Raw genomic sequence first — 26,417 nt, forward strand, 5'->3', positions numbered from 1 at the left:
CTGTCGTGCCACTGCCCGGCCTGTCAACGGTTCGGGCCAAGTCTCGAAAACGATCAGCGAACTGGAAGGCGGTGGCTGTCATGGGCGACGAGCCGAATCGGATCGACGTGTCGGCGGGCGGTAACGGCGGTGGCGGGGTCGCGGCGCTGGTGCCGCCGGAGAACCCCACGGTGGCGACCGAGCTGCGCGCTCTGCTGCCCGCTGCGGTGGATGTCCGGATCGCGCCGCTGCCGCAGGTCCCGGGCACGTTGAAGGAGCGGCTGCTCGGCTACAACGACGCGCTCACCTCGACCACGAGCACGCTGCTCCCGGCCCGGCCCGACGTCTCCTACTTCGCCTGTACCGGCTCGTCCTACCTGGTGGGAACGGATGGCGACGCGCGGCTGCACGAGGCGATCGACGCGGCGGGCGCCGGACAGGGGCTGACCGCGGCCCGGGCGATCCTGGAGACGCTTGCCGAACTCGGCCGCACGCGGGTGCTGGTCGTCTCGCCGTACCCCGACTGGCTTACCGACCTGGCGGTCGCGTACTGGACCTCCGCCGGGCTCACCGTGGCCGGCGTGAAGAAGGCGCCGGCGCCGAACGGGATCTACGCGATCACTCCCGCCGAGGTCACCGCCCTGCTGCGTGAGCTGCGGCCCGACCCCGAGACGGTGGTGCTGCTCAGCGGCACCGGCATGCCCACCGTCGAGGCCATCGCGGCGGTCGGCGGCGAGCTGGGCGTACCGGTGCTCTCCTCGTCGGTGGCGGCGGCGTATCGCGCCCTGCGTCGCCTCGGTCAGCCGGCGGCCTCGTCGTCGTGCCTGGTCAACGACCTGGTCGGCCGCTGGAGCTGAGCGGGCCGGGCGTTTTGTTTCGGCTGCTTTTCCACCCTTGACGGGGCTCGGGACCAGCCATTAGCGTCCCGGCATACACAGCGGACCGGCGTTCCACTCAGGCGAACGAATCCGCTTTCCCACTAAACCTACGCCCCGGCACCGGGCCGCCAGGAGGTGACGAACGATGCACGGCTGGCGAGCCCGAATCGGCTTGATCGTCCCGCACGTCAACATGACGATGGAGCCGGAGATCTACTCGGTACTGCCCCGCGGCGCGTCCGCACACGCGGCCCGGATGGTGATCCCCCGGCTCGACCCGGCCGGTCTGGTCACCATGGCCGACGACGCCCTGCGCGCCGCGGAGCAGTTGTCCGAACTCGACGCCGACGTCGTGGTCTTCGGCTGCACATCCGGCAGCTTCGTCGGCGGCCACGAGTACGAGACCGACCTGGTCGGGCGGATCGCCGAGCGCGCGGGCTGCCCGGCGCTGTCCACGTCGGGGGCCGGCGTGCAGGCGCTCCGCGCGCTGGGCGTCACCCGGATCGCCGTCGCCACCCCCTACGACGACACCATCAACCAGCGACTGCGCGAGTTCTTCACCGCACACGGGCTCGACGTGGTCAACCTGGTCGGTCTGGGCCTGCGTGAGCGCGTCGCGCACTTCCCGCTCGCCCGCACACCGGTCTCGGCCATCGCGCAGCAGTCCGAGGAGGTCGTCTACCGACTCGCTCGTGCCGCTGCCCACCCGGACGCCGAGGCGCTGTTCATCAGTTGCACGAACCTCTCCACCCTCGGCGTGGTCGCCGAGCTGGAGAGCGACCTTTCCATCCCCGTGGTCACGGCCAACCAGGCCAGTATCTGGGCCGCCTTCCGGGCGGCCGGACTCGGCGACTCGCCGGCGGCGTTCGGCGCCCTCGGCCGGCACTGAGCGCGCCACCTCCTCTCACTTACTCGTTTCCCCCGGGAGTAACCATGTCTTCTCTGTCCCGTCGCAACCTGCTCCGGCTCGGCGCCCTGGCCGGCGCCGGTGGCCTGCTGGCCGCCTGTTCCCGTCCCGACGGCGCCCCGGCCGCCTCCGGCGGCGGCAACTCCGGCGGCCCGTACACCACCATCCGATCGACAGCGACCTCCTACATCTGGGCGCCGTTCCTCGTCGCCGAGAAGAAGGGCTACTTCGCCGAGGAGGGGCTGCAGCAGAGCGGCAAGGTCGCCGGCCAGGGCGTGGTGGCGAACATCGTGCTCGCCGGTGACGCCGAGTTCGTCGTCGGCTCGCCGATGGACACCATGAAGTCCACGGCGGTGGGCCAGCCGCTGATCAGCTTCTGCGGCATGGTGACCACCCTGGCCACGAACATCGTGGTCAGCGCCGAGTCGTTCGAGAAGGCCGGACTGTCCGACTCGAGCACGCCCGAGCAGCGGGGCGCGGCCATGCGCGGCATGAAGCTGGCCTCCACCGGCGTCGCCGGCACCCCGGACCTGCTGATCCGCTACGTCTCCAGCAACCTGGGCAAGCTCGACCCGAACAAGGACCTGCAGATCGTGCCGATCCAGGGCGGCGGCTCGGCGATGCTCGCGGCGGTGAAGAACAAGCAGATCGACGGCATGGCGATCTCGTCGCCGATCTCCGACCAGGCGATCTCCGACCTCGGCATGAAGTACCTCTACGACATGTCCAAGGACCCGGTCCAGCCGCTTGTGGGCTTCCCCTACATCATGGCCTCCTGCAAGAAGGACTTCCTGGAGAAGAACCCCGAGGCCATCGCGTCGTACTGCCGGGCGATCCAGCGGTCGCTCAACTTCATCCAGGCGGAGAAGGACGAGTTCCGCGACCTGCTCGGCGGCATCTTCACCGACATCAAGCCCGAGGTCTTCAAGACGGCGTTCGAGTCGAACTACCCGATCTACGGCAAGAGCATCGTCCCGACCCCGGAGCAGTACGAGCAGGCCAAGGAGTTCGTGGTCACCGCCTTCGAGATCAACGGCAGCGTCAGCGAGGCGGCCGCGGCCAAGAAGATCGGCTTCGACGACACCTGGAACGCCACCATCGCCAAGCAGGCGTTCGACAAGGTCGGCACGTCCTACTGAGCTGCCCCGCCCATCGCCGGCCGGGCCGGCTCCTCGACGTTGGGAAGACGATCGTGACCACGACTTCGGTACCAGGGGTGAGCTCCACCCACATCAAGAACTTCGGAGATCTCAAGGCCGCGGCCCGCAACGGGGCACGGCAGGCCGTGTGGGACTTCCTGGAGGGCGGCGCGGGCGCCGAGCGCAGCGTCGCCGCCAACCTCGACGAGTTCGACCGGTGGACGTTCCGGCCGCGGATCCTCACCGGTAGCAAGCCGCCGTCGCTGGAGACGACGTACCTGGGCTGGCCGCTGAAGATGCCGGTGGCCACCGCGCCCTTCGGCGCGGACGGGCTGTTCCACCCGGACGGCCAGCTCGCGGTGGCCGGCGCGGCGCAGGACGTCGGCGCGCTGGCCCTGGCGCCGCACGTCTCCACCCACCCGCTGGAGAGGATCCGCGAGGTGGCACCCGAGTCGGCGCTGATGTTCCAGCTCCACCCGGTCGGCAACCTGGTCAACTTCCGGCGGCTGGTCCGCCGTGCCGAGTCGGCCGGATACCGCGGTCTGGTGATCACCGCCGACTGCCCGACCGCCGGTTACCGCGACCGCAACCTCGCCAACCAGTTCGTCTACGAGGACGTCATGCGCGGCAACTACCAGGGCGAGACGGGCCACGCCGAGGAGATGTTCGGCGAGTTCCGCGCCATGAGCCAGCCGGTGTGGACGTTCGACTACCTGGCCGAGGCGCTCAGCGAGACCTCGCTGCCGGTGGTGATCAAGGGCGTGATGACCGGCGAGGACGCGGTGCTCTCCGCCGACATGGGCGCGGCCGGGGTGATCGTCAGCAACCACGGCGGACGGCAGCTCGACTGCACCCCGGCCACGCTTCGGCAGCTGCCCGAGGTGGTGGACGCGGTGGGCGGCCGGATCAGCGTCGCCGTCGACGGCGGCATCCGGCGCGGCACCGACGTGCTGAAGGCGATCGCCCTCGGCGCCGACCTGGTGGTGGTGGGCCGGCTCGCGGCGATGGGGCTGTGTGCCGGCGGTCGCGACGGCGTACGGCGGGCCCTGGAGATGGTCGCGGCGGAGATGGTCAAGTCGCTGGCCCTGCTCGGGCGATCGAGTCTGGCCGAGGTCGACCGTTCCATGCTTCAGCCGGCCTGACAGCGGATACGGGAGAAGTCGGATGTCTACTGACAAAAAGGGGACCGCCCGCAACGCCGTCGTGTCGGCTGAGGGCGTGTCCATGACCTACCACGGGCGTCGTGGCCCGGTGAACGCCCTTTCCCGCGTGGACTTCAACCTCTGGGAGGGCGAGTTCGTCGCGCTGCTGGGGCCCTCCGGCTGCGGCAAGTCGACGCTGCTCAACATGGTCTCCGGGCTGATCACGCCGACCAGTGGGTCGCTGACCTACCGCGGGACGCCGATCGACGGCCCGAACACCAGCATCGGCTACATGACCCAGCGGGACTCGATCCTGCCCTGGCGTACGGTCGCCGAGAACATCGAGCTGCCGCTGCAGATCCGCCGGGTGCCGGCACGGCAGCGCCGGGAGAAGGTCGCCACCTACATCGAGATGGTGGGCCTCAAGGGGTTCGAGAACACGTACCCGGCGGGTCTGTCCGGCGGCATGCGCAAGCGGGTGGGCCTGGCGCAGGCGCTGGTGTACGAGCCGGAGACGCTCCTGCTCGACGAGCCGTTCGGCGCGCTCGACGCGATCCTGCGCCTGCGCATGCAGGCCGAGCTGCTCTCGCTGATGGAGAAGCTCGGTGCGGCGGTGCTGTTCGTGACCCACGACATGGACGAGGCGATCACGCTGGCCGACCGGGTCGTGGTGATGAGCGCCCGCCCGGCCCGCATCGTCGACGTGATCGAGGTCGACCTGCCCCGCCCACGGGACCTGGAGCAGCTTCAGTTCACCGCGGAGTACCAGGAGGTACGCCGCCGGGTCTGGCACAACCTCGGGCGGGAGATCCACGCCGGCGAGAAGGAGATGGCGAACCCATGAGTGACACCGAGACGGTCAGCCGTGGCGCGGTCACCGCGCCGGCCGCCGGGCCGGCCGCCGCCAAGCCGCCCCGCAAGCTCAATCCGAAGATCAAGATCGCGCTCGGCCAGATCGCCGTGGTGATCGTCTGGCTCGGCTCCTGGCAGTGGATGTCCGGCCGGCTGATCGACCCGTTCTTCACCAGCTCGCCCGGCGCGATCGGGCAGCAGCTTCTGGAGTGGTTCCGTACCGGGTCGATCTGGCCGCACCTGCTGATCACGTTGCAGGAGTTCGGCGCCGGTCTGGCGATCGGCAGCGTGGCCGGCGTGCTCGTCGGCTTCACCCTGGGCCGGCTGCCGACGACCGCGGCGGTGCTCAACCCGTTCGTCACAGTCGTCTACAGCATGCCGAAGCTCGCCCTGGCCCCGCTGTTCGTGCTCTGGTTCGGCATCGGGTTCGGCTCGAAGATCGTCCTGGTCGGACTGATCTCGTTCTTCCTGGTCTTCTACAACACGTTCACCGGCGCGCGCGACGTCGACCCGCTGTTCATCAACTCACTGCGGATCATGGGGGCGAACCGGCTGACCATCTACCGCCGGGTCGTCATGCCGTCGGCCGCGGTGTGGGTGATGACCGGCCTGCGCATCGCCGTTCCGCAGGCCGTGATCGGCGCTGTCGTCGGTGAGCTGATCTCGTCCAACCAGGGCGTGGGTTACGTCATCGCCAACGCCGCCGCGTTCTTCAACACCACCGGCGTGCTGGCCGGCGTCGCGCTCGTGGCGTGCGTGTCGGTCATCCTCTCCCAACTGATCATCGTGCTGGAACGCTGGGCGACCCGCTGGAAGCAGGGCTGAGATGAACCCGACCGCCGCGCTCGCGCGCTGGGCCGCCGACCTGCGGTACGACGATCTCTCCGCCGACGTGGTCGGGCGGGTACGCGGGCTGCTGCTCGACCACCTCGGCGTGGCGGTGCTCGGCAGCACCCGCGACCACCACCGGCGCTGGGTCTCCACCGAACTGCGCATGGGTGGCGGGGAGCCGGGCCTGAGCACCGTCGTCGGCACCGCCCTGCGCGTGGCGCCGGACCGGGCGGCGTTCCTCAACGGCGTCGCGGGCTCGTCCGGCCCCAACCTCGACGACGTCTGGCACGGCTCGCTCGGGCACCCGGGCGTGGGCACGTTCCCGGCGCTGCTGGCGCGCGGCGAGGAGGTGCGGGCCTCCGGCCCGGCGCTGATCGAGGCGGCGGTGGTCGGATACGAGGTCACCATGCGGATCGGCACCGCTCTCGGCCGCTCGGCGTTCGACCGGGGCTGGCATCCGCGGGGCGGGTGCAACACGGCGGCCGCCGCCGTGGCGAGCCTGAAGGTGGGCGGCGAGCAGCGGGCCGAGGTCTACCAGGCGGCGATCGGCCTGGCCGTCAACGCGGCGGCGGGCGTGGTCGGCGCGTCGTACTTCTCCGACGCCTGGTACGCCCTGTCCGGCCAGGCGTCCCGGGAGGGCCTGCTCGCCGGTCTCGCCGCGCGCGCCGGACTGTGCGCCACCGACGAGCCGCTGGCCGCCGACCGGGGCTACCTGGCCGCCGCCTCCGATCAGGTCGACCTCGACAGCCTCACCGAGGGGCTGGGCGGCGAGCCGATGCTGATGCGGGCGGGCCAGAAGCTCTACCCCTCGTCCGGCGCGACGCACGCCGCGCTGGAGGCGGCGGTGGCGGCCCGCGCCGAACTCGGCTGCGACGCCGCCGAGATCGTGGAGATCAACGGCTGGGGTTTCCGGGAGATGGTCGACGTGCTCGGCCGGGCCCATCCGTCGACGGCGCTGGCCGCGAGCATGAGCACCCCGTACGTGGTCGCCTGCGGAGTCCGCGACGGCGGGTTCGACCTGTCCCATCTGGACCCGGGCCGGATCGCGGACCCGGAACTCGCGCGCCTGCAGTCGGTGACCCGGCTGGTCGTCGACGACCGGCTCGACCGGATGCCGCCCCGGCACCTCGGCGCCCGGATCCAGTTGGTGGCCCGGGACGGGCGGCAGGCGACCGCCGAGGTGCTCGCCGCGAGCGGGCACGCGGGCAATCCGCTCGGGTTCGACCGGGTCGCGGACAAGGTACGGCGGCTGCTGGCCGGCTGCTGGCCGGAGGCCTCTGTGGAACGGCTGGTCGAGCGGGCGGCCGCGCTGCCCGCGACGGATGTCGAGGCGCTGATGCGGGCGGTCCGGCTCGGCGATTAACGTGTCCGCGGCATTCTCCGGCAACATAGACGCCAACTGTTCTGTAAGGAGCCTTCGACATGGCCCCAGTGGATACCGGTCCGGCTGGCGCGGAGATCATCGTTCAGTCCCGGCCCGGCCGGCGACCGGAGCCGGGCGCGGAGCCGGAGGGGGAGGACGGCCGGGCCCGCTCCGGGCTGGCCCGGACCTTCGCGATCATCAATCTGCTGGCCTCCCGGGCGCCCGAGGCGCTGGGCGTGTCGGCGATCGCACGTGACCTCCGGATTCCCAAGGCGGTCGCGCACCGGATCCTCAAGGAGCTGGTGACGGACGCGTTCCTCGCGTTCGACGAGGGGACAAAGCAGTACCAGCTCGGCCCGGGCGCGCTGACCGTCGGCCTGGCCGCGCTGCGGACCCTGGACGTGCCGAAGACCGCCCGTCCCTATCTCGAACGGCTCGTCGAGCTCAGCGGAGAGACGGCAACGCTCTCCATCCGGCAGGGCTGGCAGCGGGTGTACGTGGACCAGGTGCTCTCCCCGCACGAGGTGCGGATGTCGGTGGCCCTGGGCCGGATGTACCCGCTGCACGCCGGGTCGTCCTCCAAGGCGATCCTCGCCGCGCTGCCCGACGAGACGATCGAGGAGTTCCTCACCCAGCACCGGCACGCCAGCCTCACCCCGCGGACGCTCACCTCGGCCGACGCGTTGCGTGACGACATCGCCGGCATCCGGGAGCGGGGATACGCGGTGAGCTTCGGCGAGCGGCAGGCCGGCTCGGCGAGCGTCGCGGCGGCCATCCGCAACGCCTCGGGCGACGTGGTGGGCGCGGTCTCGCTGTGCGGCCCGCGGGAGCGGCTCGCCGAGCAGACGCTGCGGCACGGCGCCGCGGTGGTCGAGGCGGCCCGCGCCGTGTCCCGCGACATCGGCTACCGCGGACCACTCTGACCGACGGCCGGCTCCGACCCGCGCGGCGGGTTCGCGGAGTCCGGCCCGCCCCTGACCGCGCGGACCGCCGCGCGAACGATGACCCCGGGTGTCCCTCCCGGGGTCATCGGCGTTTCAGCCCTCCGCGCGGTCCGTGTTCATAACGTTTCAGTGAAACCATGTGAACGCTGCCATCCTGGCCATCCCGCAGTTCGGGAGCCTTCATGGTTCATCCTGCGAGCGCCATCGTGAACATCTGTTCACCCTATTGTTCACTGCTGCCTAATCCGGTAGAACACCAGGTAGGTCCGCAGCTCGGGCCATTCGCCTCGTGCTTCTAGGAGGGCTTCTCATGGCTCGTTCACACCGTCCGGGCGCCTCCTCGCCCGCGCTCTCCCGCCGCGGCGTCCTGCAGTTGGGTGGCAGCGTCGCGCTCCTGTTCGCCACCGGTGCCTGCGCCGCGGACAGCGGCAGCAAGTCAGGCGACGGCAAGTCCGGCGGCGCCTCCGCCAAGACGCTGCGCATCGCCGTCTCCAGCTACCTGTCGAGCTGGGACCAGGACTTCGTCGGTTTCGACCTGACCGCGCTGATGCTCTACAAGAACGTCTTCCCGTACCTGGTCGACTACGGGGTCACGAACGCCGGCGGCAGCCAGATCCTCGACACCCAGAACATCACCCCGACGTTCGCCGAGTCGTTCGAGCCGGACGCCGAGCAGAAGGTGTGGACCCTCAAGCTGCGCCGGGGCGTGAAGTTCGCCAGCGGCAACGAGATGAAGGCCGCCGACGTGAAGTGGTCGAAGGACCGCGCGTTCGCCGCCCAGGCCAACGTGGCCGGCGTCTACCGCACCATCGGCCTGACCAGCGCGGACCAGGTCAAGGTCGTCGACGACTACACGGTCGAGTTCCACCAGGCGTTCCCGAGCGCCCTGACCCGGCAGATCCAGGCGATCTCGCTGTACGTCTTCGACTCCGTCGAGGCCAAGAAGCACGCCAGCGGCAGCGACCCCTGGGCCAAGGAGTGGTTCGCGAAGAACCCGCCGACCGGCGGCTACTTCAACGTCGCCAAGGCCACCCAGGGCCAGGAGATCGAACTCAGCGCGAACACCGGATACCCGGGTCCGGACCCGGCCAAGACGCCGACCATCCGGATCTCGGTGGTGCCGGCCGCCTCCAACCAGCGGCTCCAGCTCCAGGCCGGTGACATCGACATCGCCCTGGGCATCAGCCAGCGCGACATCCAGGACCTGAAGAAGGCCCCGGGCATCAAGGTCATCTCGGCGGCCAGCAACCGCCAGGTCGCCATCCAGATGTCGGTCACCGCCGCGCCGTTCAACGACGTGAACGTGCGCAAGGCGCTCGCCTACGCGGTGCCCTACGAGCAGATCATCAACAACGTGTACGGCGGCGACGCCCGCCCGGCCAAGAGCCCGGTCCCGCTGGACATGCCCGGATACGACGAGAGCGGCTACCCGTTCACGCACGACCTGGACAAGGCGAAGGCCGCGATGGCCGCCTCCGGCCGGGCGTCGCTCGACTCCGAGCTGGTCTTCGAGGCCGACAACGAGGAGCAGCAGAAGATCGCCGTCCAGGTGCAGAGCGAGGCGGCCAAGGCCGGCATCCGGCTCAAGCTGACCCCGCTGGACCCGGCGACCCTCGGTGAGCGGCGGACCAAGAAGAACATCCCGCTCCAGATCACCTCCGGGCAGCTCTGGGTCGACGACGTCGAGTACATGCTGGCGACGAGCTTCGTCAAGGGCGCCAACCTCAACTACTCGAACTACAGCAACCCGGAGATCGAGCAGATCTACGAGAAGTCGCACACCACCGTCGACACGGGCGCCCGCAACGCGCTGTGGAAGCGGGTCCAGGAGATCCTCGCCGCCGACGTGCCGTGGGTGGTCATCTGCCAGCCCAACTTCAACCTGCCCGTCCGGGAATCCGTCGCCGGCTGGGTGCAGCCGATGGACGGCCTCGCCCGCCTGCGCTACCTGAGCGCATCGGCCTAGGAAACGTCACCCCTCCATGCGAATTCTCCGGTTTGTCGTCAGGCGACTACTCCAGCTGATCCCCGTTCTGCTCGGAGTGGTCGTCCTGGCCTTCCTCCTGGTCCGAGTGCTGCCGGGCGACCCGGTCCGCAGCATCCTCGGGCAGAACGCCACCGAGGAGGACGCCGCCGCGGCCCGGGCCCGCTTCGGGCTGGACCAGTCCCTCTGGCAGCAGTTCCTCGACTACCTCGGAGGGCTTCTCACCGGTGACTTCGGGACCTCGATCCAGAGCGGCAGCTCCGTGGGTTCGGAGATGGCGCTACGGGTCGGTCCGACGCTGGAGCTCGTCGTCATCTCGGTGAGCATCGCGCTCGTGGTGGCCACCGTGCTGGGCATCTGGTCGGCCAAGCGGGCCAACCGGGCCGGCGACCACAGCGTCCGGATCTTCGCGCTGGTCGGCAACTCCGTCCCGGAGTTCTGGCTCGGCCTGGTCCTGGTGCTCGTCGGCTACAGCATCCTCGGCTGGTTCCCGGCACCGAACGGCCGGGTGGACCCGGACACCGGCCTGACCCCGCTCACCGGCGCCGACCTCGTCGACGCCGTCCTCACCGCCAACGGGCCGGCGATCGCCTCGGCCGCGGCGTACCTGGTGCTGCCGGTGCTGACCCTCGTGGTCGGCGTGGTCGCCCCGCTGCTGCGCAGCGTCCGGGCCTCCGCGCTGGAGGTGCTGCACTCGGAGTCGTACGCCGCGGCCAAGGCCCACGGGCTGCGCGACCGCACGCTGCACTACGGCTACCTGCTGCGCGCGACGCTGGTCCGGCTGCCGTCGCTGGCCGCGCTGGTCTTCGGTACGGCGATCGGCTCCACCGTGCTCGTTGAGTACGTGTACTCGTGGCAGGGCTTCGGCCAGTGGGCCCTGCGCGGCCTGCTCTACCGGGACTACCCGGTGGTGCAGGCGTCGGTGCTGGTCATCGCGTTGTGCTACGTGCTGGTGTTCCTCATCGCCGACGTGGTCCACGCGATCCTCGACCCGAGAGTGAGGCTCTGATGGCCGAGCTGCGAACCGTCCCCGACGGTCCCGCCGCCGCGCCGGTGGTCGTGCCCGGCGGCGACCGGGACAGCCGTTTCGCCCGCCGCATGATCATCGCCGGGGCGAGCATCCTGTCGGTGGTCGCGCTGGCGGCGGTGTTCGCGCCGCTGCTGAGCCAGTGGGGCGAGACCGAGATCGACGCGGCGAACACGCTCGTCGCGCCGGGCGGCAGCCACCTGCTCGGCACCGACGGCAACGGCATGGACATCTGGAGCCGGGTGCTCTACGCCGCCCGGCTCGACCTGGGCATCGCCCTGGCCGCGGTGGCGCTCGCGGTGGTCGTCGGCACGCTGCTCGGCCTGGTCGCCGGCTACTTCGGCGGCTGGCTCGACGACGTGCTGATGCGGGTGGTCGACATCTTCCAGTCGTTCCCCACCTTCATCCTGGCGCTGGCGGTGGCCGCCCTGCTCGGCAACGGCACGATCAACCTGATCATCACGATCGCGGCGGTGAACGCGCCGGCGTACGCCCGGCTGGTCCGCGCCGAGGTGCGGTCGCTGCGGGAACTCCCGTTCGTCGACGCCGCGATCACCTCCGGGGCGTCGCCGGTCGGCGTGCTCTGGCGGCACCTGCTCCCCAACAGCCTCACCCCCGTCCGGGTCATCGCGCCGCTGAACTGCGGCTGGGCCATGCTCACCCTGGCCGGGCTCTCCTTCCTCGGCCTGGGCGTGAGCATCCCCGACGCGGAGTGGGGCGCCATGATCAGCCTCGGCGCCGCGGACGTGGTCGGCGGCCGGTGGTGGACCTCGGTCCCGCCCGGCCTGGCCCTGTTCGTCTGCGTTCTGGGCTTCAGCCTGCTCGGCGAAGGCCTGCAGGACCGCGCCAACGCGAAGCGGCGGTGACCATGCTGTCGATCGAGAACCTCTCCGTGACGATCCGCCGGCCCGGCCGGCAGGTGGCCGCGCTCAGCGGCGTGAGCTTCGCCGTCCGGCCGGGCGAGGTCGTCGGCCTGGTCGGCGAGAGCGGCGGCGGCAAGAGCATGGTGGCCCGCGCCATCGTCGGGCTGCTGCCCGGCGGATCGCACGCCACCGGGCGGGTGCTGTTCGGCGACTCGGACGTGCTGCGCATGGACGACGCCGCGCTCGCCGCCCACCGCGGGCGGGGGGTGGCGATCTGCTTCCAGAACCCGCGCGGCGCGCTCAGCCCCACCCGCACCATCGGCAAGCAACTCGTCGACCGGCTCGCCACCCACCAGGAGATGTCCGGCGAGCGGGCCCGGGAGGCGGCGCGCGAGCTGTTCGAGGCGGTCGGCATCCGCAGCCCGCAGCGGCGGCTCGACGCGTACGCCCACGAGCTGTCCGGCGGCATGGCCCAGCGGGTGATGATCTCGCTGGCCACCGGCTGCGCGCCGGAGCTGCTGATCGCCGACGAGCCGACCACCGGCCTGGACGTGACGCTGACCCGGGAGATCCTGCGCCAGTTCCGGCACGCCGCCGACACCGACGGCCGGGGCGTACTCCTGATCTCGCACGACCTGGCGTCCATCGCGGAGGTCTGCGACCGGGTGGTGGTGCTCTACGCCGGCACCGTGGTGGAGAGCGGGCCGGCCGCGCAGGTGCTGCGGGAGCCCGCGCACCCGTACACCCGGGCGCTGCTGCGTTCGGTGCCGGACGTCGGCGGCCGGCCTGTCGTCGCCACCCCCGGCGCCATGCCGCTGCTGACCGAGGCGCCGCACAACTGCCCGTTCGTCGCCCGGTGCGCGCACGCCGACCGCACCTGCTCGTCGCGCCGCCCGGCCACCACGCTGGTGCCCGGCGGCGACGAGTGGTCGCTCGCCTGCTTCCACCCGCAGACCCGGCCGCTCGACGCCGACGTGCCGCACACGTCGCACACGCCCGTGGCGTCCGGCGCACAGCCGTCCGGCGCGGACCCGAAGCCGGCCGTGCTGGAGATCGAGGACGCGCACGTCGTCTATCGCAGCCGCTTCGGCTCCGGCGGGCACCACGCGCTGCGCGGCGTCACGCTGCGGCTCGGGCCGGGCGAGACGCTGGGCGTGGTGGGTGAGAGCGGCTGCGGCAAGAGCACCCTCGCCAAGCTCGTGATGGGCCTGGTCGCGCCCACGTCCGGCACCGTCACCGTCGCCGGGCAGGCGCTGGTCAAGCAGCCGGGCCGCGCCCGGCCGCGCGGACGGGCGCTGCGCCGGGCCCGGACCCGGGCCCAGCTCGTGTTCCAGGACCCGATCGGCTCGCTGAGCCCGCGCCGGCCCGTCGGCGACTCCATCGCCGAGCCGTTGCGCGCCGCGGGCCTGTCCCCGGCGCAGCGGGAGGAGCGCGTCACCGCCGTGCTGGACCGGATGGAGCTGGACCGGTCGATCCTGCGGCGCTACCCGCACGAGCTCTCCGGCGGCCAGGCGCAACGCATCGGCATCGCCCGCGCGCTGGTCGGCGAGCCGGACCTGATCGTCTTCGACGAGCCGACCTCGGCGCTGGACGTCACCGTCCAGGCGCAGATCCTCGACGTGATCGCCGACGTGGCGGCCGACGCGGACCGCGCCTCGGTGTTCATCTCCCACGACCTGGCGACAGTGCGCGGGTTCGCCGACCGGGTCGTGGTGCTCTACCTCGGCCGGGTCGTCGAGGAGGGGCCGGTGGACGTCGTCTTCGACACGCCCCGGCACCCGTACACCCGGGCGCTGCTGGGCAGCGCCCCCCGCCTCGGCGGGACGACCGGGTCCGACGGCGAGGCCGTCGAGCTGGTCAAGGACCTGGAGGAAGCCGACGCCGCGACCGGGTGCCCACTGGCCGCCCGGTGCCCGTTCGTCACCGACCGGTGCCGATCGGAGCAGCAGGAGCTTCAGTCGTACGGCGAGAGCCGGGCCGCCTGCTGGCGCGTTCCCGAGCTTCCCGCCCTCATCGGAAGGCAGGCTGTCACGCCATGACCCGTCGCCCCATCCGGCTCGCCGTCGACATCGGCGGGACCTTCGTGGACGCCATGGAGCTCGACACGCGCACCAACCGGGTCCGCTTCCGCAAGGCGGCGACGACCCCGGCCCGGCCCGCGGACGGTGTCCTCAACGCGATCACCGCGCTCGGCACCGACCTGTCCGAGGTGGAGCTCTTCATCCACGGCACCACCCTCGGCCTCAACGCGGTGCTGGAGCGTCGTGGTGGCCGCACCGGCATCATCACAAACGAGGGCTTCCGGGACATCTTCCTGATCGGCCGCGGCAACGTGCCGTCCGACCACATGTACGACTTCCAGTACCAGCGGCCGGAGAGCCTGGTGCAGCGCCGCTTCACCGCCGGCGTGCGGGGCCGGCTGGACTACCGGGGACGCGTGGTGGAGCCGCTGGACCCGGACAGCGTCCGGGAGGCCGCCCGCACGCTCGTGGTGGACCAGCAGGTCACCTCGATCGCCATCTGCTTCCTGCACTCGTTCCTCGACCCGAGCCACGAGCGCGAGGCCGCGCGCCTGATCCACGAGGAGTTCCCCGAGGTCAGCCTGTCGCTGTCGACCGACATCGTGCGCGAGTACCGGGAGTACGAGCGCACCAGCACCACTGTGCTGGAGGCGTACATCCGGCCGATCTTCGAGCGGTACGTGGACGAGCTGGAGGCCGGCCTGGCCGAGCGCGGCTTCTCCGGACGCTTCCTGATCATGCGGTCCGGTGGCGGCTCGATGACGAGCGCGGTCGCCAAGACCGCACCCACGCACACGGTGCTCTCCGGTCCGGCCGGCGGCATCGTCGGCGCCGCGTACGTCGCCTCCGAGCTGGGCCGGGACAACGTGCTCACGTTCGACATCGGCGGCACCTCGCTGGACGCCTGCGTGATCGAGCGCGGCAACCCGGTCGCCGCGTACGAGGCCCAGCTGGAGCACTTCCCGCTGCTCATCCCCACGTACGACATCCGTACCATCGGCGCCGGCGGCGGCTCGATCGCCTGGCTGGACCACGGCCTGCTCAAGGTCGGCCCGCAGAGCGCGGGCGCCGACCCGGGCCCGGTCTGCTACGGCCGGGGCGGCACCAGGCCGACGGTCACCGACGCCGCTGTGGTGCTCGGCTACATGGATCCGGACCGGTTCCTCGCCGGCACCATGGGTCTGCGCGACGCCGAGGCGCGGGCCGCGATCCAGGAGCAGCTGGCCGATCCGCTCGGCCTGAGCGTGGAGAACGCGGCGGCTGGTGTCTTCGACGTGCTGCTGGCCCGCACCGTCGGCGCGGTCCGGCAGATCACCGTCGAGCGGGGGCACGACCCCCGGCAGTTCGCGCTTCTCGCGTTCGGCGGGGCAGGCCCGCTGCTGGCGCCGCTGCTGGCCCGGGAGATGGGCATCGGCGAGGTGGTCGTGCCGTTCGCGCCGTCCGGCTTCTCCGCCTGGGGCATGCTCTCGGCCGACATCGTCAACGACTTCAGCCGTACCGTGATGGCCACCCTCGACGACGCCGACCTGTCGGACCTGGAGCAGCTGTTCAAGGCGGTCGAGGCCGAGGCGGTCGCGTCGCTGGTGGCGCAGGGCGTGCCCGCCGGCGAGGCGGTGCTGGAGCGGCAGTTCGAGCTGCGCTACCTCGGCCAGGAGCACAGCCTGATGGTCACCGTTGGGCGTGAGCTGGACCGCGACGCCGTCCGCGCCGCGTTCGACGAGACGCACCGCACCCGGTACGGCCACACCATGGGCAACCCGCTCCAGATCCTCAACCTGCGGGTGCGCGGCATCGGGCGCACCGACCGGCCGGAGCTGGAGACCCTGCCGCGCGGCGACGGCGACCCGTCGCAGGCGCTGCTGGCGCACCGCGACGCCTACGACTTCGGGCAGCACGCTGTGGTGCCGTTCGCGGTCTACGACCGGGCCCGCCTGGAGCCGGGCGACACCTTCGACGGACCGGCGCTGGTCGACGAGGGCACCTCCACCACAGTGGTGCCCAGCGGCCAGCGGGTCACCGTCGACGACCACGGATACCTGCTCGTCACCCTGGAGGAAGCCGCATGACCACGCTGGACGGAGCCCAGGTCGAGGTCGTCCGCAGCTATCTGCTGTCGGCGGCGGAGGAGATGCGGGCCACCCTCATCCGTACCTCCTTCAACCCGGTCATCTACGAGGTGCACGACTTCGGCCTGTCGATGTACGACGCCGACCTGCGGCTGGTCGCCGAGGCCACCGGCCTGACGTTCTTCCTCGGCGCGAACGACTTCTCGCTGCGCAAGGGCGTGGAGTACGTGGGCCGGGAGAACCTGCACCGCGGCGACGTGGTGCTGCTGAACTACCCGTACTGGAACGCGGCGCACGCCTACGACGCGACGCTGTTCGCCCCGGTGTTCCGGCCGGACGAGGCCGACCCGGACGCGGACGGCGAACTGGTCGGCTTCCTCTGCGTCCGCGCGCACTGGATGGACCTGGGCGCCAAGGACCCGGGCTACGTGCTCGACTCGACCGACATGCACCAGGAGGGGCTGATCTTCCCGGGCACCAAGGTCGTCTCCCGGGGCGAGCCGGTGCGCGAGATCCACGAGCTGATCCGCTTCAACTCGCGGATGCCGGACGCGGTGCTGGGTGACCTGCACGCGCAGATCGCCGCACTGCGCACCGGCGAGCGCCGGATGCTGGAGATCATCGAGAAGTTCGGCCGGACCACGGTGGACCAGGCGATCGAACGCATCATCGCCGACGGCGAGGCCCGTGCCCGCGCGGCGCTGGCGACGCTGCCGCAGGGCACCTGGACCGCCGAGGACTGGGTGGACGACGACGGCATCACCGACGAGCCGGTGAAGATGCGCGCCACGGTGACCATCGCCGACGGGCGCTTCATCGTCGACTTCGCCGGTTCCGCGCCGGCCACCCGCGGCCCGATCAACATGCCGTTCGGCGCGACCGAGGCGATCTGCAAGGTCGTGCTGAAGTCGCTCACCTCGCGCGACGAGCCGTCGAACGCCGGCACCGTGGCGCCGCTGGAGGTGCGGGCGGAGCCGGGCACCCTGTTCCACGCCGTCTACCCGCAGCCCACGTTCACGCTCTGGACCGGCATCGTCGCTGTGGAACTGATCCTCAAGGCGCTGGCCCAGGGCATGCCGGACCTGCTGCCCGCCTCCTCCGGCGGCGACGTGCCCGGCTTCATGATGGTCGGCCTGCACCCGGACACCGGCAAGATGTTCGCGGTCAGCAACAACGACCTGGTGGGCTGGGGCGGCACCGCGCAGCACGACGGCATGGACGCCGCCACCCACGTCTCCGGCAGCACCGGCCGGGGCACCCCGATCGAGGTCATGGAGGCCAAGACCGGGATGTTCTTCGAGCGCTGGGAGATCCGCGCGGACTCCGGTGGCGCGGGCCGGTTCCGGGGCGGCTGCGGCCTGCGGCGGGACATCCGGTTCCTGACTTCCGGCGAGTTCCTCACCGTCATCAAGAAGACGAAGAGCGCGCCGTGGGCGCTCGACGGCGGCGAGCAGCCGGAGCCGAACCAGATCGTGGTGTTCCCGGGTACCGACCGCGAGCACCGGGTGAGCACCAAGCGCACCGTGGTGGCGGCGGGTGACCGGGTCACGCTGCTGACCGCCGGCGGCGGCGGGCACGGCGACCCGGGCGACCGCGACCCCGAGGCGGTGCGGCGGGACGTGGCCGAGGGCTACGTCTCCCGGGAGGCGGCCCGGGACGTCTACGGAGTGGACGTCGATGGGTGAGCCGACGGTCGACGGGGCAACCGTCGAGGTCGTCCGCAGCCACCTCGTCTCGGCCGCCGAGGAGATGCGGGCCGCGCTGGTGCGCACCGCGTTCAACCCGGTGATCTACGAGGTGTACGACTTCGGCATCTCCATCTACGACCGGCGGTTGCGGCTGGTCGCGGAGTCCACGGGGCTGTCCCGCTTCCTCGGCGCCAACGACTACTCGCTGCGCAAGGGCGTCGAGTACGTCGGCCGGGAGAACCTGCACCGCGGCGACGTGGTGCTGCTGAACTACCCGTACTGGAACGCGGCGCACACCTACGACGCGACGATGTTCGCGCCGGTCGTCCTGCCGGACAGCGAGGAGCTGATCGGCTTCCTGTGCATCCGGGCGCACTGGATGGACCTGGGCGCCAAGGATCCCGGCTACGTGCTCGACTCCACGGACATGCACCAGGAGGGGATCATCTTCCCCGGCACGAAGGTGTACTCCCGGGGCGAGCCGGTGCCGGAGATCCACGAGCTGATCCGGTTCAACTCCCGGATGCCGGAGCTGGTCATCGGCGACCTCAACGCGCAGATCGCCGCGCTGCGTACCGGCGAGCGGCGGGTGACCGAGCTGTACCGCGACTACGGTCCGCCCGTCGTCGACGCGGTGGTCGACCGGGTGATCGACGCCGCCGCGCAGCGTGCCGGGGAGGCGGTGGCCGCGCTGCCGCAGGGCAGCTGGACCGCCGAGGACTGGCTGGACGACGACGGCGTCAGCGACGAGCCGATCCGGATGCGGGTCACCGTCACGGTCGCCGACGGCGAGTTCACTGTGGACTTCGCCGGGTCGTCCCCGGCGGTGCCCGGGCCGGTGAACCTGCCGCTCGGCGCCACCATCGCCACCTGCCGGGTCGCGTTCAAGGGCGTCACCACGCCCGGCGAGCAGACGAACGCCGGGCACTTCGCGCCCCTGCGGGTACGCGCCGAGCCCGGCACGTTGTTCCACGCGCGGTATCCGGCCGCCACGTTCACCCAGTGGACCGGCACCGTCGCGCTGGAGCTGATCCTCAAGGCGCTGGCGCAGGGCATGCCGGACGGGCTGGCCGCCTCCTCCGGCGGTGACGTGCCCGGGTTCATGATGGTGGGCCGGCACCCGGACACCGGCGACATGTTCGCGGTCAGCAACAACGACCCGGTCGGCTGGGGCGGCACGCCCCGGCACGACGGCATCGGACCGGCGAACCACCTGTGCCAGACCCAGGCGCGCAACACGCCCGTCGAGGTGCTGGAGTCGAAGACCGGGATGTTCTTCGAGCGCCTGGAGATCCGGACGGACTCCGGTGGTGCCGGCCGGTTCCGGGGCGGCTGCGGCCTGCGGCGGGACATCCGGTTCGTGACGTCGGGCGAGTTCCTGACGGTGATCAAGAAGACGAAGAGCGCGCCGTGGGCGCTGGCCGGCGGCGCACAGCCGGAGCCGAACCAGGTGGTGGTGTTCCCGGGCACGGACCGGGAGCACCGGGTGAGCACACGGCGTACCGCGGTGGCGGTGGGGGATCGGGTGACGTTGCTGACCGCCGGTGGCGGTGGGCACGGCGACCCGAGATCGAGGGATCCGGAGGCGGTACGGCGGGACGTGGCCGAGGGCTACGTCTCCCCGGGGGCCGCCCGAGACGTTTATGGAGTGATCGCGTGAGTGCCGCCTATTCGCCCGAGCAGCCGAGCGTGCTGCTCGGCAACTGCACAGTGCTGGACGCCCGCGTGGTGGACGGCATGACGCCAGTGACCGGCGCCGGGGTGTGGGTCCGGGGTGACCGGATCGCCGCCGTCGGGCCGTACGCCGAGGTGGCCGAGCAGGCGCGGGCCGCCGGCCGGCTGACCGAGGTGGACCTCGACGGCGCGTACCTGACGCCCGGCCTGGTCAACATGCACACCCACTTCTCGCTGTCGCTGCCCGGCTCCGGGGGCGACGGCGTCAAGGGGATGGGCTCGTACGACCTCGCCCACTACATGGCCGACGGCGCGCGGCGCACGCTGCACTCCGGCGTGACCACAGTGCGCTGCGTGGCCGAGAAGGACCACGCCGACTTCGCGCTGCGGCGGGCGATCAACGCCGGGCGCGTGCCGGGTCCGCGCATCTACACCGCCGGCCGGGCGCTGGTGTGCACCGGCGGGCACGGCCACGAGAGCAACGACACGCTCGAGTGCGACGGCCCGGTGGGCTTCCGCCACGGCGTGCGCAGCCAGATCAAGGCCGGCGCCGACCTGATCAAGGTGATGATCTCCGGCGGCATCGCCGGTGAGCACGAGAGCATCCACACGCCCCAGCTGTTCGCCGACGAGATGAGCGCGGTGATCGAGACGGCGCACGCGTGGGGCCGCAAGGTCACCGCGCACGCCGGGCCGGCCGAGGTGATCGGCGCGGCGGTCGAGCTGGGACTGGACTGTGTGGAGCACGGCTACCAGCTCACCCCGCAGGTCGCGGCGCGGATGGCCGAGCGCGGCACCGCTCTCGTGCCGACGCTGCTGGTGACCCGCTGCAAGGAGTTCTTCGACGAGCTGGGCGTGCCGGAGTGGATGCAGTGCCGGTCGCTCGGCGCCGGCCCCCGGCACCTGGAGAGCTTCGACATGGCGATCGCCGCCGGGGTGGAGGTGCTGCTGGGCAGCGACATGCCCCCGTTCTGGGAGTTCGAGGGCACCACCGCCTCGATCCGGGAGCTGGAGTACATGTCCGAGCGGATCGGCACCGCACGGGCCATCCACGCCGGCACGCTCGGCCCGATCCGGTGGCTCGGCGCGGAGTCCGACCTCGGCACCGTCGAGGCCGGCAAGCTGGCCGACCTGATCGCGACCGACGCCGACCCGCTGGCCGACACCTCGGCGTTCCGGGACGTGCGGTGGGTGATGAAGGGCGGGCAGATCGCCCGCGACGACCGCAACCAGGAGGAGACGCGATGACGTTCGCGGATTCAGGCGCGGCGGCGATCGCCGCCGGCATCGACGACATGTACGACGCGTTCCTCGCCGGGGACCAGCAGCGGTTCGACACGCACCTGCACCCCGACGTGACCACCTGGGAGACGCACCTGCCGGGGCCGCTGCGGACCCGGGCCGAGCTGGACGAGTACCGCGCCCGGCGGGACGCCGCGGGTCAGCGTCCCCGGCTGGCGGTGCTCGCCGCGCGGGACAAGCGCATCGACGTGTGGGACGACTTCGGCGTGGCCCGGTACGAGCTGATCGCGCAGCTCGGCCCGGACGACGCGCCGGAGGTCACCCGGGTCACCGACGTGGTGCGCCGGATCGACGGCCGCTGGGTGATCGTGCACCATCACGCCGAGCTGGTCCGGGAACCGGTGGGCGCGGCATGATCCGGCGGCTGGTCGCCGGGCGGACCGGTGAGCCGGCGGACGTGCTGTCGGTCGCCGAGCTGCCCGACGACCCGCCGCCCGCCCCCGGTGAGGTACGGCTCGCCGTCCGCACGGTGGGGCTGAACTTCCTGGACGTCATGCTCTGCCGGGGCGAGTACCCGGTGCGGCCGGACCCGCCGATGACGCCCGGCGTGGAGACGGCCGGCCGGGTCGTCGCCGCCGGTGCCGGAGCGGAGCACCTGCTGGGTCGGGAGGTGCTCGCCTGCCCGGCGCTGCCGCGCGGCGCGCTCGGCACGACGGTGACAGTGGACGCCGCGGTGGTGGTGCCGCGGCCGTCCGCTATCGACCCGGTGACCGCGGCGGCACTGCCTGTCACCTACCAGACGGCGTGGTTCGCGCTGGAACGCGCGGGGGCCACCGCCGGGCAGACCGTCCTGGTGCACGCCGGTGCGGGCGGGGTGGGCATCGCCGCGATCCAGCTCGCCGTCGCCCGGGGCGCCCGGGTCCTCGCCACCGCGGGTGGCCCGGCCAAGACCGCTATCTGCCGCGACCACGGCGCCCAGGTGGCGATCGACTACACGGCGGAGGACTTCGTGCCCGCGGTGCTCGCGGCCACCGGCGGGCGCGGCGTGGACGTCGTGGTGGACCCGGTGGGCGGCGACGTGTTCGCCCGTACCTGGGACTGCCTGGCGTTCGAGGGCCGCCTCGTCGCGGTGGGCGCGGCCGGTGGCGCACCACCGCCTGTCGACCCGCTGCGGCTGATGGCGGCGAACGCGACGCTCGTCGGCCTCTCCTGGGGCTCGCAGTACCCGTGGCAGCGGGCCAGCGCCGTCGAGTCCGCCTACCAGGAGCTGTTCGACATGTGCGCCTCCGGCGCGGTCCGGCCGCCGGTCAGCCGCGTCGTCTCGCTGGACGAGGCGCCCGCGGCGCTCACCGAGCTGGCCGAACGCAGGACCACCGGCAAGATCATCGTACGGATCGACGAGGGGGAGGGACCGTGAGCGACAGCGACGGCGACATGGAGATCTACGACCTGAAGGTCACTGTCGACCGGATCGAGGGCCGGTCGGTGTGCGGCATGGCCGTGGGCGACCACTTCGAACTGACGAACAGCGCGCACCTGCGGCTGCCCGAGGGAAAGCACTTCTGCGTGTACGCGCTCGCCTCGGTGCTGCCCTTCCTCGCCGCCAAGCAGCGTGACCTCGCGCCGGGTGACTGGCTGGCCCAGGACTCCCACTTCATCTGCCCGGACCCGGAGGAACGGCTCGTCATGAAGGTGGAACGGACCTGCCGGCGCACGATGAACTCGGCGGACCTGACATGACAGTCGAGATCGGACTCGGCCTGCAGAGCGACAAGCCGGCCGGCGCCTACGCCCGGCTGGCCCGCGCCGCCGAGGCGCACGGCTTCGACGTGCTCACCGTCTTCGGCGACCTGATGTACCAGCCGCCGATCTTCCCGCTGCTGGAGATGGCGCAGGCGACCGAACGGGTACGCCTCGGCGCGGCCTGCCTGAACCCGTACTCGATGGCGCCGTACGAGATCGCCGGTCAGCTCGCCGCCCTGGACCTGGCCTCGCACGGGCGGGCCTACCTCGGTTTGGCCCGGGGGACCTGGCTGGGCGCCGTCGGCCTGCCGCAGCCGCGGCCGCTGACCACCATCGAGGAGGCCGTCCAGGTCGTCTACCGCCTGCTGCGCGGCGACCGGACCGGCTTCACCGGAAAGGTCTTCTCGCTCGCCCCCGGCACCGCGCTGCGCTACGACGTGCGGCGGCCCGACCCGCCGCTGCTGCTCGGCGCCTGGGGCCCGCAGGGCGCGGCGCTGGCCGGGCGGATCGCCGACGAGATCAAGGTGGGCGGCAGCGCCAACCCGGACATGGTCCCGGTGATCCGCGAGCGGCTGCGGACCGGCGCGGAGAAGGCCGGGCGCGACGTCGCCGACGTCGGCATCGTGCTCGGCGCGGTCACAGTCGTCGACACCGACGGCGAGGCGGCCCGCGCCAAGGCCCGTACCGAGGTGGCCATGTACCTCGCCGTGGTGGCGGAGCTGGACCCGACCGTCGAGATGCCCGACGACCTGGTCAAGCGCGTCGGCGACCTGGTCGACGCGGGCGAGGACGAGGCGGCGGGCCGGCTGATCCCGGACGACGTGCTCGACCGGTTCGCCTTCTCCGGCACCCCGGAGCAGGTCGCCGCGCAGGCCCAGGCGCTCATCGACGCGGGCGTACGCCGGGTCGAGTTCGGCACACCGCACGGCCTGACCGACGAGCGCGGCGTGGACCTGCTCGGTTCCGCCGTTCTGCCCCTGCTGCGCAGGTGAGTCCGGTGCGGCTCACCGTCGTTGCCGGTCCCGGCCTGGTGGCCGACACCGCGCTGCTGGCGTCGCTCGTCACCACCACCTGCGCGGAGCTGGACGTCGTCGGCGAGGTCGTCGCCGCCGCCTCGGCCGGCGAGATGCGCTCGTTGCTCGCCGCGCCGGACCAGCCGGTGGTGGTGCTTCCCGGCCCCACACCAGCGGCCCGCGCGCTGATCGGCGCGCAGCCGCCGCACGCGGTCTGGTACGACCTCACCGTCGAGACGGCGGTCCCCGGCGCGGTCCACCTGGCGGGCCGGGGACTGTGGGGCGTGGCGTGGGCGATCCGGCACGCCGTGCACCGCTTCCGCGCGCCGGCCGACCGGATCGCCTACGGTCCCGGCCCGGAACAGTGGGGCGACCTGCGACTGCCGTCGGCTCCGGGTACCGGGCCGGCGCCGGTCGCGGTGCTGCTGCACGGCGGCTTCTGGCGATCGATCTGGGGCGCGGACCTGATGGACGCCCTCGCCGTCGACCTGGCCGACCGTGGCTACGCGTCCTGGAACCTGGAGTACCGGCGCCCGGACCGGCACGGCTGGGACGCGACCGCACAGGACGTCGAGGCCGGCATCACCGTGCTGCGGGACCTCGCCGCCGACCGGCCGCTGGACCTGGACCGGATCGTCGTGCTCGGCCACTCGGCCGGCGGGCAGCTCGCGCTGCGCGCCGCGGCCGACCTCGCCGGGCGTGCGAGCGGGCCACGTGTCGCGCTGGCGGTGTCGCTGGCCGGGGTCCTCGACCTCACCGAGGGCGAGCGGCGCTTCCTCGGCGACGGCGCGATCTCCGCGGCCCTGGGCGGCTCACCGGCGACAGCGCCCCGGCGGTACGCCGAGAGCGACCCGATGCTCCGGTTGCCGGTCGGTGTCCCGACCCTCCTCGTGCAGGGGACGGCGGACAGTCTCGACCTGGTCGACGCCAACCGGCGCTACGCCGTGGCGGCAGCCGACGCGGGCGACGACATCCGGTACCTCGAACAGCCGGGGGACCACTTCGCCGTGATCGACAGCGGCGCGGACATCTGGCACGCCACCATGACCGCGATCGACGGCTGACCATCCGGCGCCTGCTCCGGGCTTGTTCACCGGTGTGAACAAGCCCGGAGTTCGGCGTGCCTCAGAACAGGCGGGGCGTGACCACCGAGACCACTGTCGTCACCGAGTCGGTGTCGTTGTACATCTGGTGCGGCACCGACGAGCGCAGGTGCACGCTGTCGCCCGGGCACAGCCGGTGCTCCACGCCCTCGACCTCGTAGAGCAGCTCACCGGAGATGACGTAGGCGAACTCCTCGCCCCGGTGGCCGTACGCGTTCTCCCGGCGCCCGCCGGGCGCGATGTGCACGAGCATCGGCTCCAGCACCAGGTCCGGCCCCCGGTCGGAGAGCATCCGGTAGGTCTGCTGCCCGGACACGTACTGGGTGGCCGACGTTTCCGCCCTGGTCAGCGTGAAGTGCCGGGGAAGCGGGGAGACGTTGCTGTCCGGCGCGCCGTTGCCGGCGTCGAAGAAGTCGGCCACCGAGCGGTCCAGCGCCTTGGCGACGCTGCCCAGCGCGGTCAGGCCGATCGAGGAGATGCCGCGCTCGACCTGGGACAGGAAGCCGATCGACAGGCCGGAGCGGGAGGCGAGGCCGCGCAGGGTGAGCCCGCGCTCCTTGCGGTACCGCCGGATCCGGGCGCCGACCAGGCCCGCCGGGGTGCTCTCGTCCGCGGCGCCACCGGGGGCGGCCTGCTCCGACGGCGGCTGACTGTCCATGGACCGCACGAGGACCTCCTGTTGCGGTGGCGGGGGATCCGCCCGGGATGTTCGATCCTATCGAACATGCCGCCCCTGTGCGAGGGGGAGGCACGGCATTTCCCGTCCGCTTCCGCCATGTCTTCCCTGGTGGACGGGGGGCGGCGCCAGCCGGCAGGCTGGCGCCGCGACACCCGGTGGGTCAGCCGGCGCGGCGCAGCCGGCCCATCATGCCGTTGAGGTCGTCGACGAACTGCTCGTGGCGGAAGTAGTGCCCGCCGGGGACCTCCCGGCCCTCGTGCGGGATGCCCGCCCGGGCGAGCAGGCTCCGGAACTCACGCTGGCCCGCCAGCACCTGGCTCTCGTTCGCCGTGTCGAACCAGTTGATCGGGTCGGGGGACGTGCCGGCGACCAGGAAGATCCGCTTGTTGCGGTAGCTCTCGATGCGCTGCACCGGGTTGTCCATGTTCACCCGGGCCTCGTCCCACAGGGGCGCACCGTAGACGGTCCCGCCGCCGAGGTCGAGCGCGGCCGAGGTGGCGTTCGCCCAGTGCACCACGAGACCGAAGTCCCGCCGCAGACTCGCCGGGCCGGAGTGGGCGCTGACCGAGCAGAAGTGGCCGTAGTACTTCGCGGCGTACTTCAGCGCGCCGAAGCCACCCATCGAGAAGCCGGCGACGGCGCGGCCGTTGTACTCGGCGAAGGTCCGGAAGTTCGCGTCGATCCAGGGCAGCAACTGGGCGATGTGGAAGGTCTCCCAGTTGCGCGGCCCGGTGTTGCTGCTGACCGGGTTGCTGTACCAGCCGGTGGAGGCGTCCGGCATGACCACGATGACCTCGCGGCCGGCGGTCAGGTTGATGATGTTGTCCTGGAGGTGGAACGTGCGGAAGTCCTGTTGGCCGCCGTGCAGCAGGTACAGCACCGGGTAACGCTTGCGGCTGGTGTGGTAGCCGTCGGGCAGCAGCACGTTCACCGCCGGATCCCACTCGATCGCGTCGGTGGCGAAGCGGTAGTACTGCAACCGGCCGCCGTTCTCGTTGCGGCCGACGATGCGCAGGCCGAACCCGTCGACGGCGGCCGCGCTCGCCGCGGACGGCGCGGTGAAGGCCCCGGCCAGGGCGCCGGTCGCCGCGACCGCGGCGGCGCCGGTGAGCAGGCGGCGGCGGCTTACGGTGGGGGGAGTGGTCCGGTCGTGCGACATGAATCCTCCTGGGAGTCGATGGGGGTCAGAGTGTGGTTTCGCCGGTGAGGCCGAAGTAGTCGTGCCATTTGGTGGAGGGGCTGAATGTGGTGCCGGTGGACAGGGCGACGTAGATGTCGT

General features: G+C 71.9%; 23 protein-coding genes. 21 read left to right on the forward strand and 2 right to left on the reverse strand.

Translation table 11 applies throughout. The features are described from left to right. The first annotated feature begins 80 nt into the window (after positions 1-80). The 21 genes from ACGFIA_RS23485 (at position 81) to ACGFIA_RS23585 (ending at position 24,420) form a co-directional block, all read left to right on the forward strand. A complete protein-coding gene (locus ACGFIA_RS23485; protein WP_357471723.1) occupies positions 81-836 on the forward strand; it encodes a hypothetical protein in 756 nt (251 codons plus the stop codon). A gap of 166 nt (positions 837-1,002) precedes the next feature. Further along, the gene (locus tag ACGFIA_RS23490) at positions 1,003-1,746 is read left to right on the forward strand and encodes an aspartate/glutamate racemase family protein (RefSeq protein WP_354874058.1); all 744 of its coding nucleotides are present in this window, start codon (positions 1,003-1,005) and stop codon (positions 1,744-1,746) included. Positions 1,747-1,790: 44 nt separating this feature from the next. After that, complete coding sequence (locus ACGFIA_RS23495; RefSeq protein ID WP_357471726.1) at positions 1,791-2,903, forward strand: ABC transporter substrate-binding protein; 1,113 nt, start codon at positions 1,791-1,793, stop codon at positions 2,901-2,903. Between the two features lie 53 nt (positions 2,904-2,956). Beyond that, positions 2,957-4,045 carry an alpha-hydroxy acid oxidase gene (locus tag ACGFIA_RS23500; protein ID WP_357471729.1) on the forward strand — a complete coding sequence of 363 codons (1,089 nt, stop codon included), beginning with the start codon at positions 2,957-2,959 and terminating at the stop codon, positions 4,043-4,045. Positions 4,046-4,067: 22 nt separating this feature from the next. Then, positions 4,068-4,889 carry an ABC transporter ATP-binding protein gene (locus ACGFIA_RS23505; protein ID WP_393262052.1) on the forward strand — a complete coding sequence of 274 codons (822 nt, stop codon included), beginning with the start codon at positions 4,068-4,070 and terminating at the stop codon, positions 4,887-4,889. Continuing rightward, entirely contained in the window at positions 4,886-5,722 is an 837-nt protein-coding gene (locus ACGFIA_RS23510) for an ABC transporter permease (RefSeq protein ID WP_357385834.1), read from the forward strand. The genes ACGFIA_RS23505 and ACGFIA_RS23510 overlap by 4 nt, the downstream gene beginning before the upstream one ends. Position 5,723: 1 nt before the next feature. Then, positions 5,724-7,091, forward strand: a complete 1,368-nt coding sequence (locus ACGFIA_RS23515) for an MmgE/PrpD family protein (protein WP_357471732.1) — start codon at positions 5,724-5,726, stop codon at positions 7,089-7,091. 59 nt (positions 7,092-7,150) lie between these two features. Continuing rightward, a complete protein-coding gene (locus ACGFIA_RS23520; protein WP_357385838.1) occupies positions 7,151-8,014 on the forward strand; it encodes an IclR family transcriptional regulator in 864 nt (287 codons plus the stop codon). A 331-nt stretch (positions 8,015-8,345) separates the two neighbouring features. Beyond that, positions 8,346-10,001, forward strand: a complete 1,656-nt coding sequence (locus tag ACGFIA_RS23525) for an ABC transporter substrate-binding protein (RefSeq protein ID WP_357385840.1) — start codon at positions 8,346-8,348, stop codon at positions 9,999-10,001. Between the two features lie 16 nt (positions 10,002-10,017). Next, complete coding sequence (locus ACGFIA_RS23530) at positions 10,018-11,028, forward strand: ABC transporter permease (RefSeq protein ID WP_013474645.1); 1,011 nt, start codon at positions 10,018-10,020, stop codon at positions 11,026-11,028. After that, positions 11,028-11,912, forward strand: a complete 885-nt coding sequence (locus ACGFIA_RS23535) for an ABC transporter permease (protein WP_357385842.1) — start codon at positions 11,028-11,030, stop codon at positions 11,910-11,912. The genes ACGFIA_RS23530 and ACGFIA_RS23535 overlap by 1 nt, the downstream gene beginning before the upstream one ends. A 2-nt stretch (positions 11,913-11,914) precedes the next feature. Beyond that, positions 11,915-13,948 carry a dipeptide ABC transporter ATP-binding protein gene (locus ACGFIA_RS23540; protein WP_393262072.1) on the forward strand — a complete coding sequence of 678 codons (2,034 nt, stop codon included), beginning with the start codon at positions 11,915-11,917 and terminating at the stop codon, positions 13,946-13,948. Further along, on the forward strand, positions 13,945-15,996 hold the full coding sequence (locus ACGFIA_RS23545; RefSeq protein WP_357385844.1) for a hydantoinase/oxoprolinase family protein: 2,052 nt from the start codon (positions 13,945-13,947) through the stop codon (positions 15,994-15,996). The genes ACGFIA_RS23540 and ACGFIA_RS23545 overlap by 4 nt, the downstream gene beginning before the upstream one ends. Next, positions 15,993-17,681 carry a hydantoinase B/oxoprolinase family protein gene (locus ACGFIA_RS23550; protein WP_357385846.1) on the forward strand — a complete coding sequence of 563 codons (1,689 nt, stop codon included), beginning with the start codon at positions 15,993-15,995 and terminating at the stop codon, positions 17,679-17,681. Before ACGFIA_RS23545 ends, ACGFIA_RS23550 begins: the two co-directional genes overlap by 4 nt. Next, positions 17,674-19,344 carry a hydantoinase B/oxoprolinase family protein gene (locus ACGFIA_RS23555; RefSeq protein ID WP_357471736.1) on the forward strand — a complete coding sequence of 557 codons (1,671 nt, stop codon included), beginning with the start codon at positions 17,674-17,676 and terminating at the stop codon, positions 19,342-19,344. Before ACGFIA_RS23550 ends, ACGFIA_RS23555 begins: the two co-directional genes overlap by 8 nt. Next, positions 19,341-20,606, forward strand: coding sequence for an amidohydrolase family protein (locus ACGFIA_RS23560; RefSeq protein WP_357385850.1), 1,266 nt, complete (start codon positions 19,341-19,343; stop codon positions 20,604-20,606). The genes ACGFIA_RS23555 and ACGFIA_RS23560 overlap by 4 nt, the downstream gene beginning before the upstream one ends. Beyond that, complete coding sequence (locus tag ACGFIA_RS23565) at positions 20,603-21,016, forward strand: nuclear transport factor 2 family protein (RefSeq protein ID WP_357385852.1); 414 nt, start codon at positions 20,603-20,605, stop codon at positions 21,014-21,016. The genes ACGFIA_RS23560 and ACGFIA_RS23565 overlap by 4 nt, the downstream gene beginning before the upstream one ends. Beyond that, a complete protein-coding gene (locus tag ACGFIA_RS23570; protein WP_357385854.1) occupies positions 21,013-22,017 on the forward strand; it encodes a zinc-binding dehydrogenase in 1,005 nt (334 codons plus the stop codon). The genes ACGFIA_RS23565 and ACGFIA_RS23570 overlap by 4 nt, the downstream gene beginning before the upstream one ends. Next, positions 22,014-22,340 carry a TIGR04076 family protein gene (locus tag ACGFIA_RS23575; RefSeq protein WP_151500654.1) on the forward strand — a complete coding sequence of 109 codons (327 nt, stop codon included), beginning with the start codon at positions 22,014-22,016 and terminating at the stop codon, positions 22,338-22,340. Before ACGFIA_RS23570 ends, ACGFIA_RS23575 begins: the two co-directional genes overlap by 4 nt. Beyond that, positions 22,337-23,335, forward strand: coding sequence for an LLM class flavin-dependent oxidoreductase (locus tag ACGFIA_RS23580; protein WP_357385856.1), 999 nt, complete (start codon positions 22,337-22,339; stop codon positions 23,333-23,335). The genes ACGFIA_RS23575 and ACGFIA_RS23580 overlap by 4 nt, the downstream gene beginning before the upstream one ends. A gap of 5 nt (positions 23,336-23,340) precedes the next feature. Then, positions 23,341-24,420, forward strand: a complete 1,080-nt coding sequence (locus ACGFIA_RS23585; protein WP_357385858.1) for an alpha/beta hydrolase — start codon at positions 23,341-23,343, stop codon at positions 24,418-24,420. Positions 24,421-24,481: 61 nt separating this feature from the next. On the opposite strand, the gene ACGFIA_RS23590 is transcribed toward ACGFIA_RS23585, so the two are convergent. Further along, complete coding sequence (locus tag ACGFIA_RS23590; protein ID WP_357385874.1) at positions 24,482-25,117, reverse strand: XRE family transcriptional regulator; 636 nt, start codon at positions 25,115-25,117, stop codon at positions 24,482-24,484. A 181-nt stretch (positions 25,118-25,298) separates the two neighbouring features. Further along, positions 25,299-26,297, reverse strand: coding sequence for an alpha/beta hydrolase-fold protein (locus ACGFIA_RS23595; RefSeq protein WP_357385860.1), 999 nt, complete (start codon positions 26,295-26,297; stop codon positions 25,299-25,301). Between the last annotated feature and the right edge of the window lie 120 nt (positions 26,298-26,417).

The organism is Micromonospora sp. NPDC049203, from assembly GCF_043197215.1.
GTDB lineage: Bacteria > Actinomycetota > Actinomycetes > Mycobacteriales > Micromonosporaceae > Micromonospora.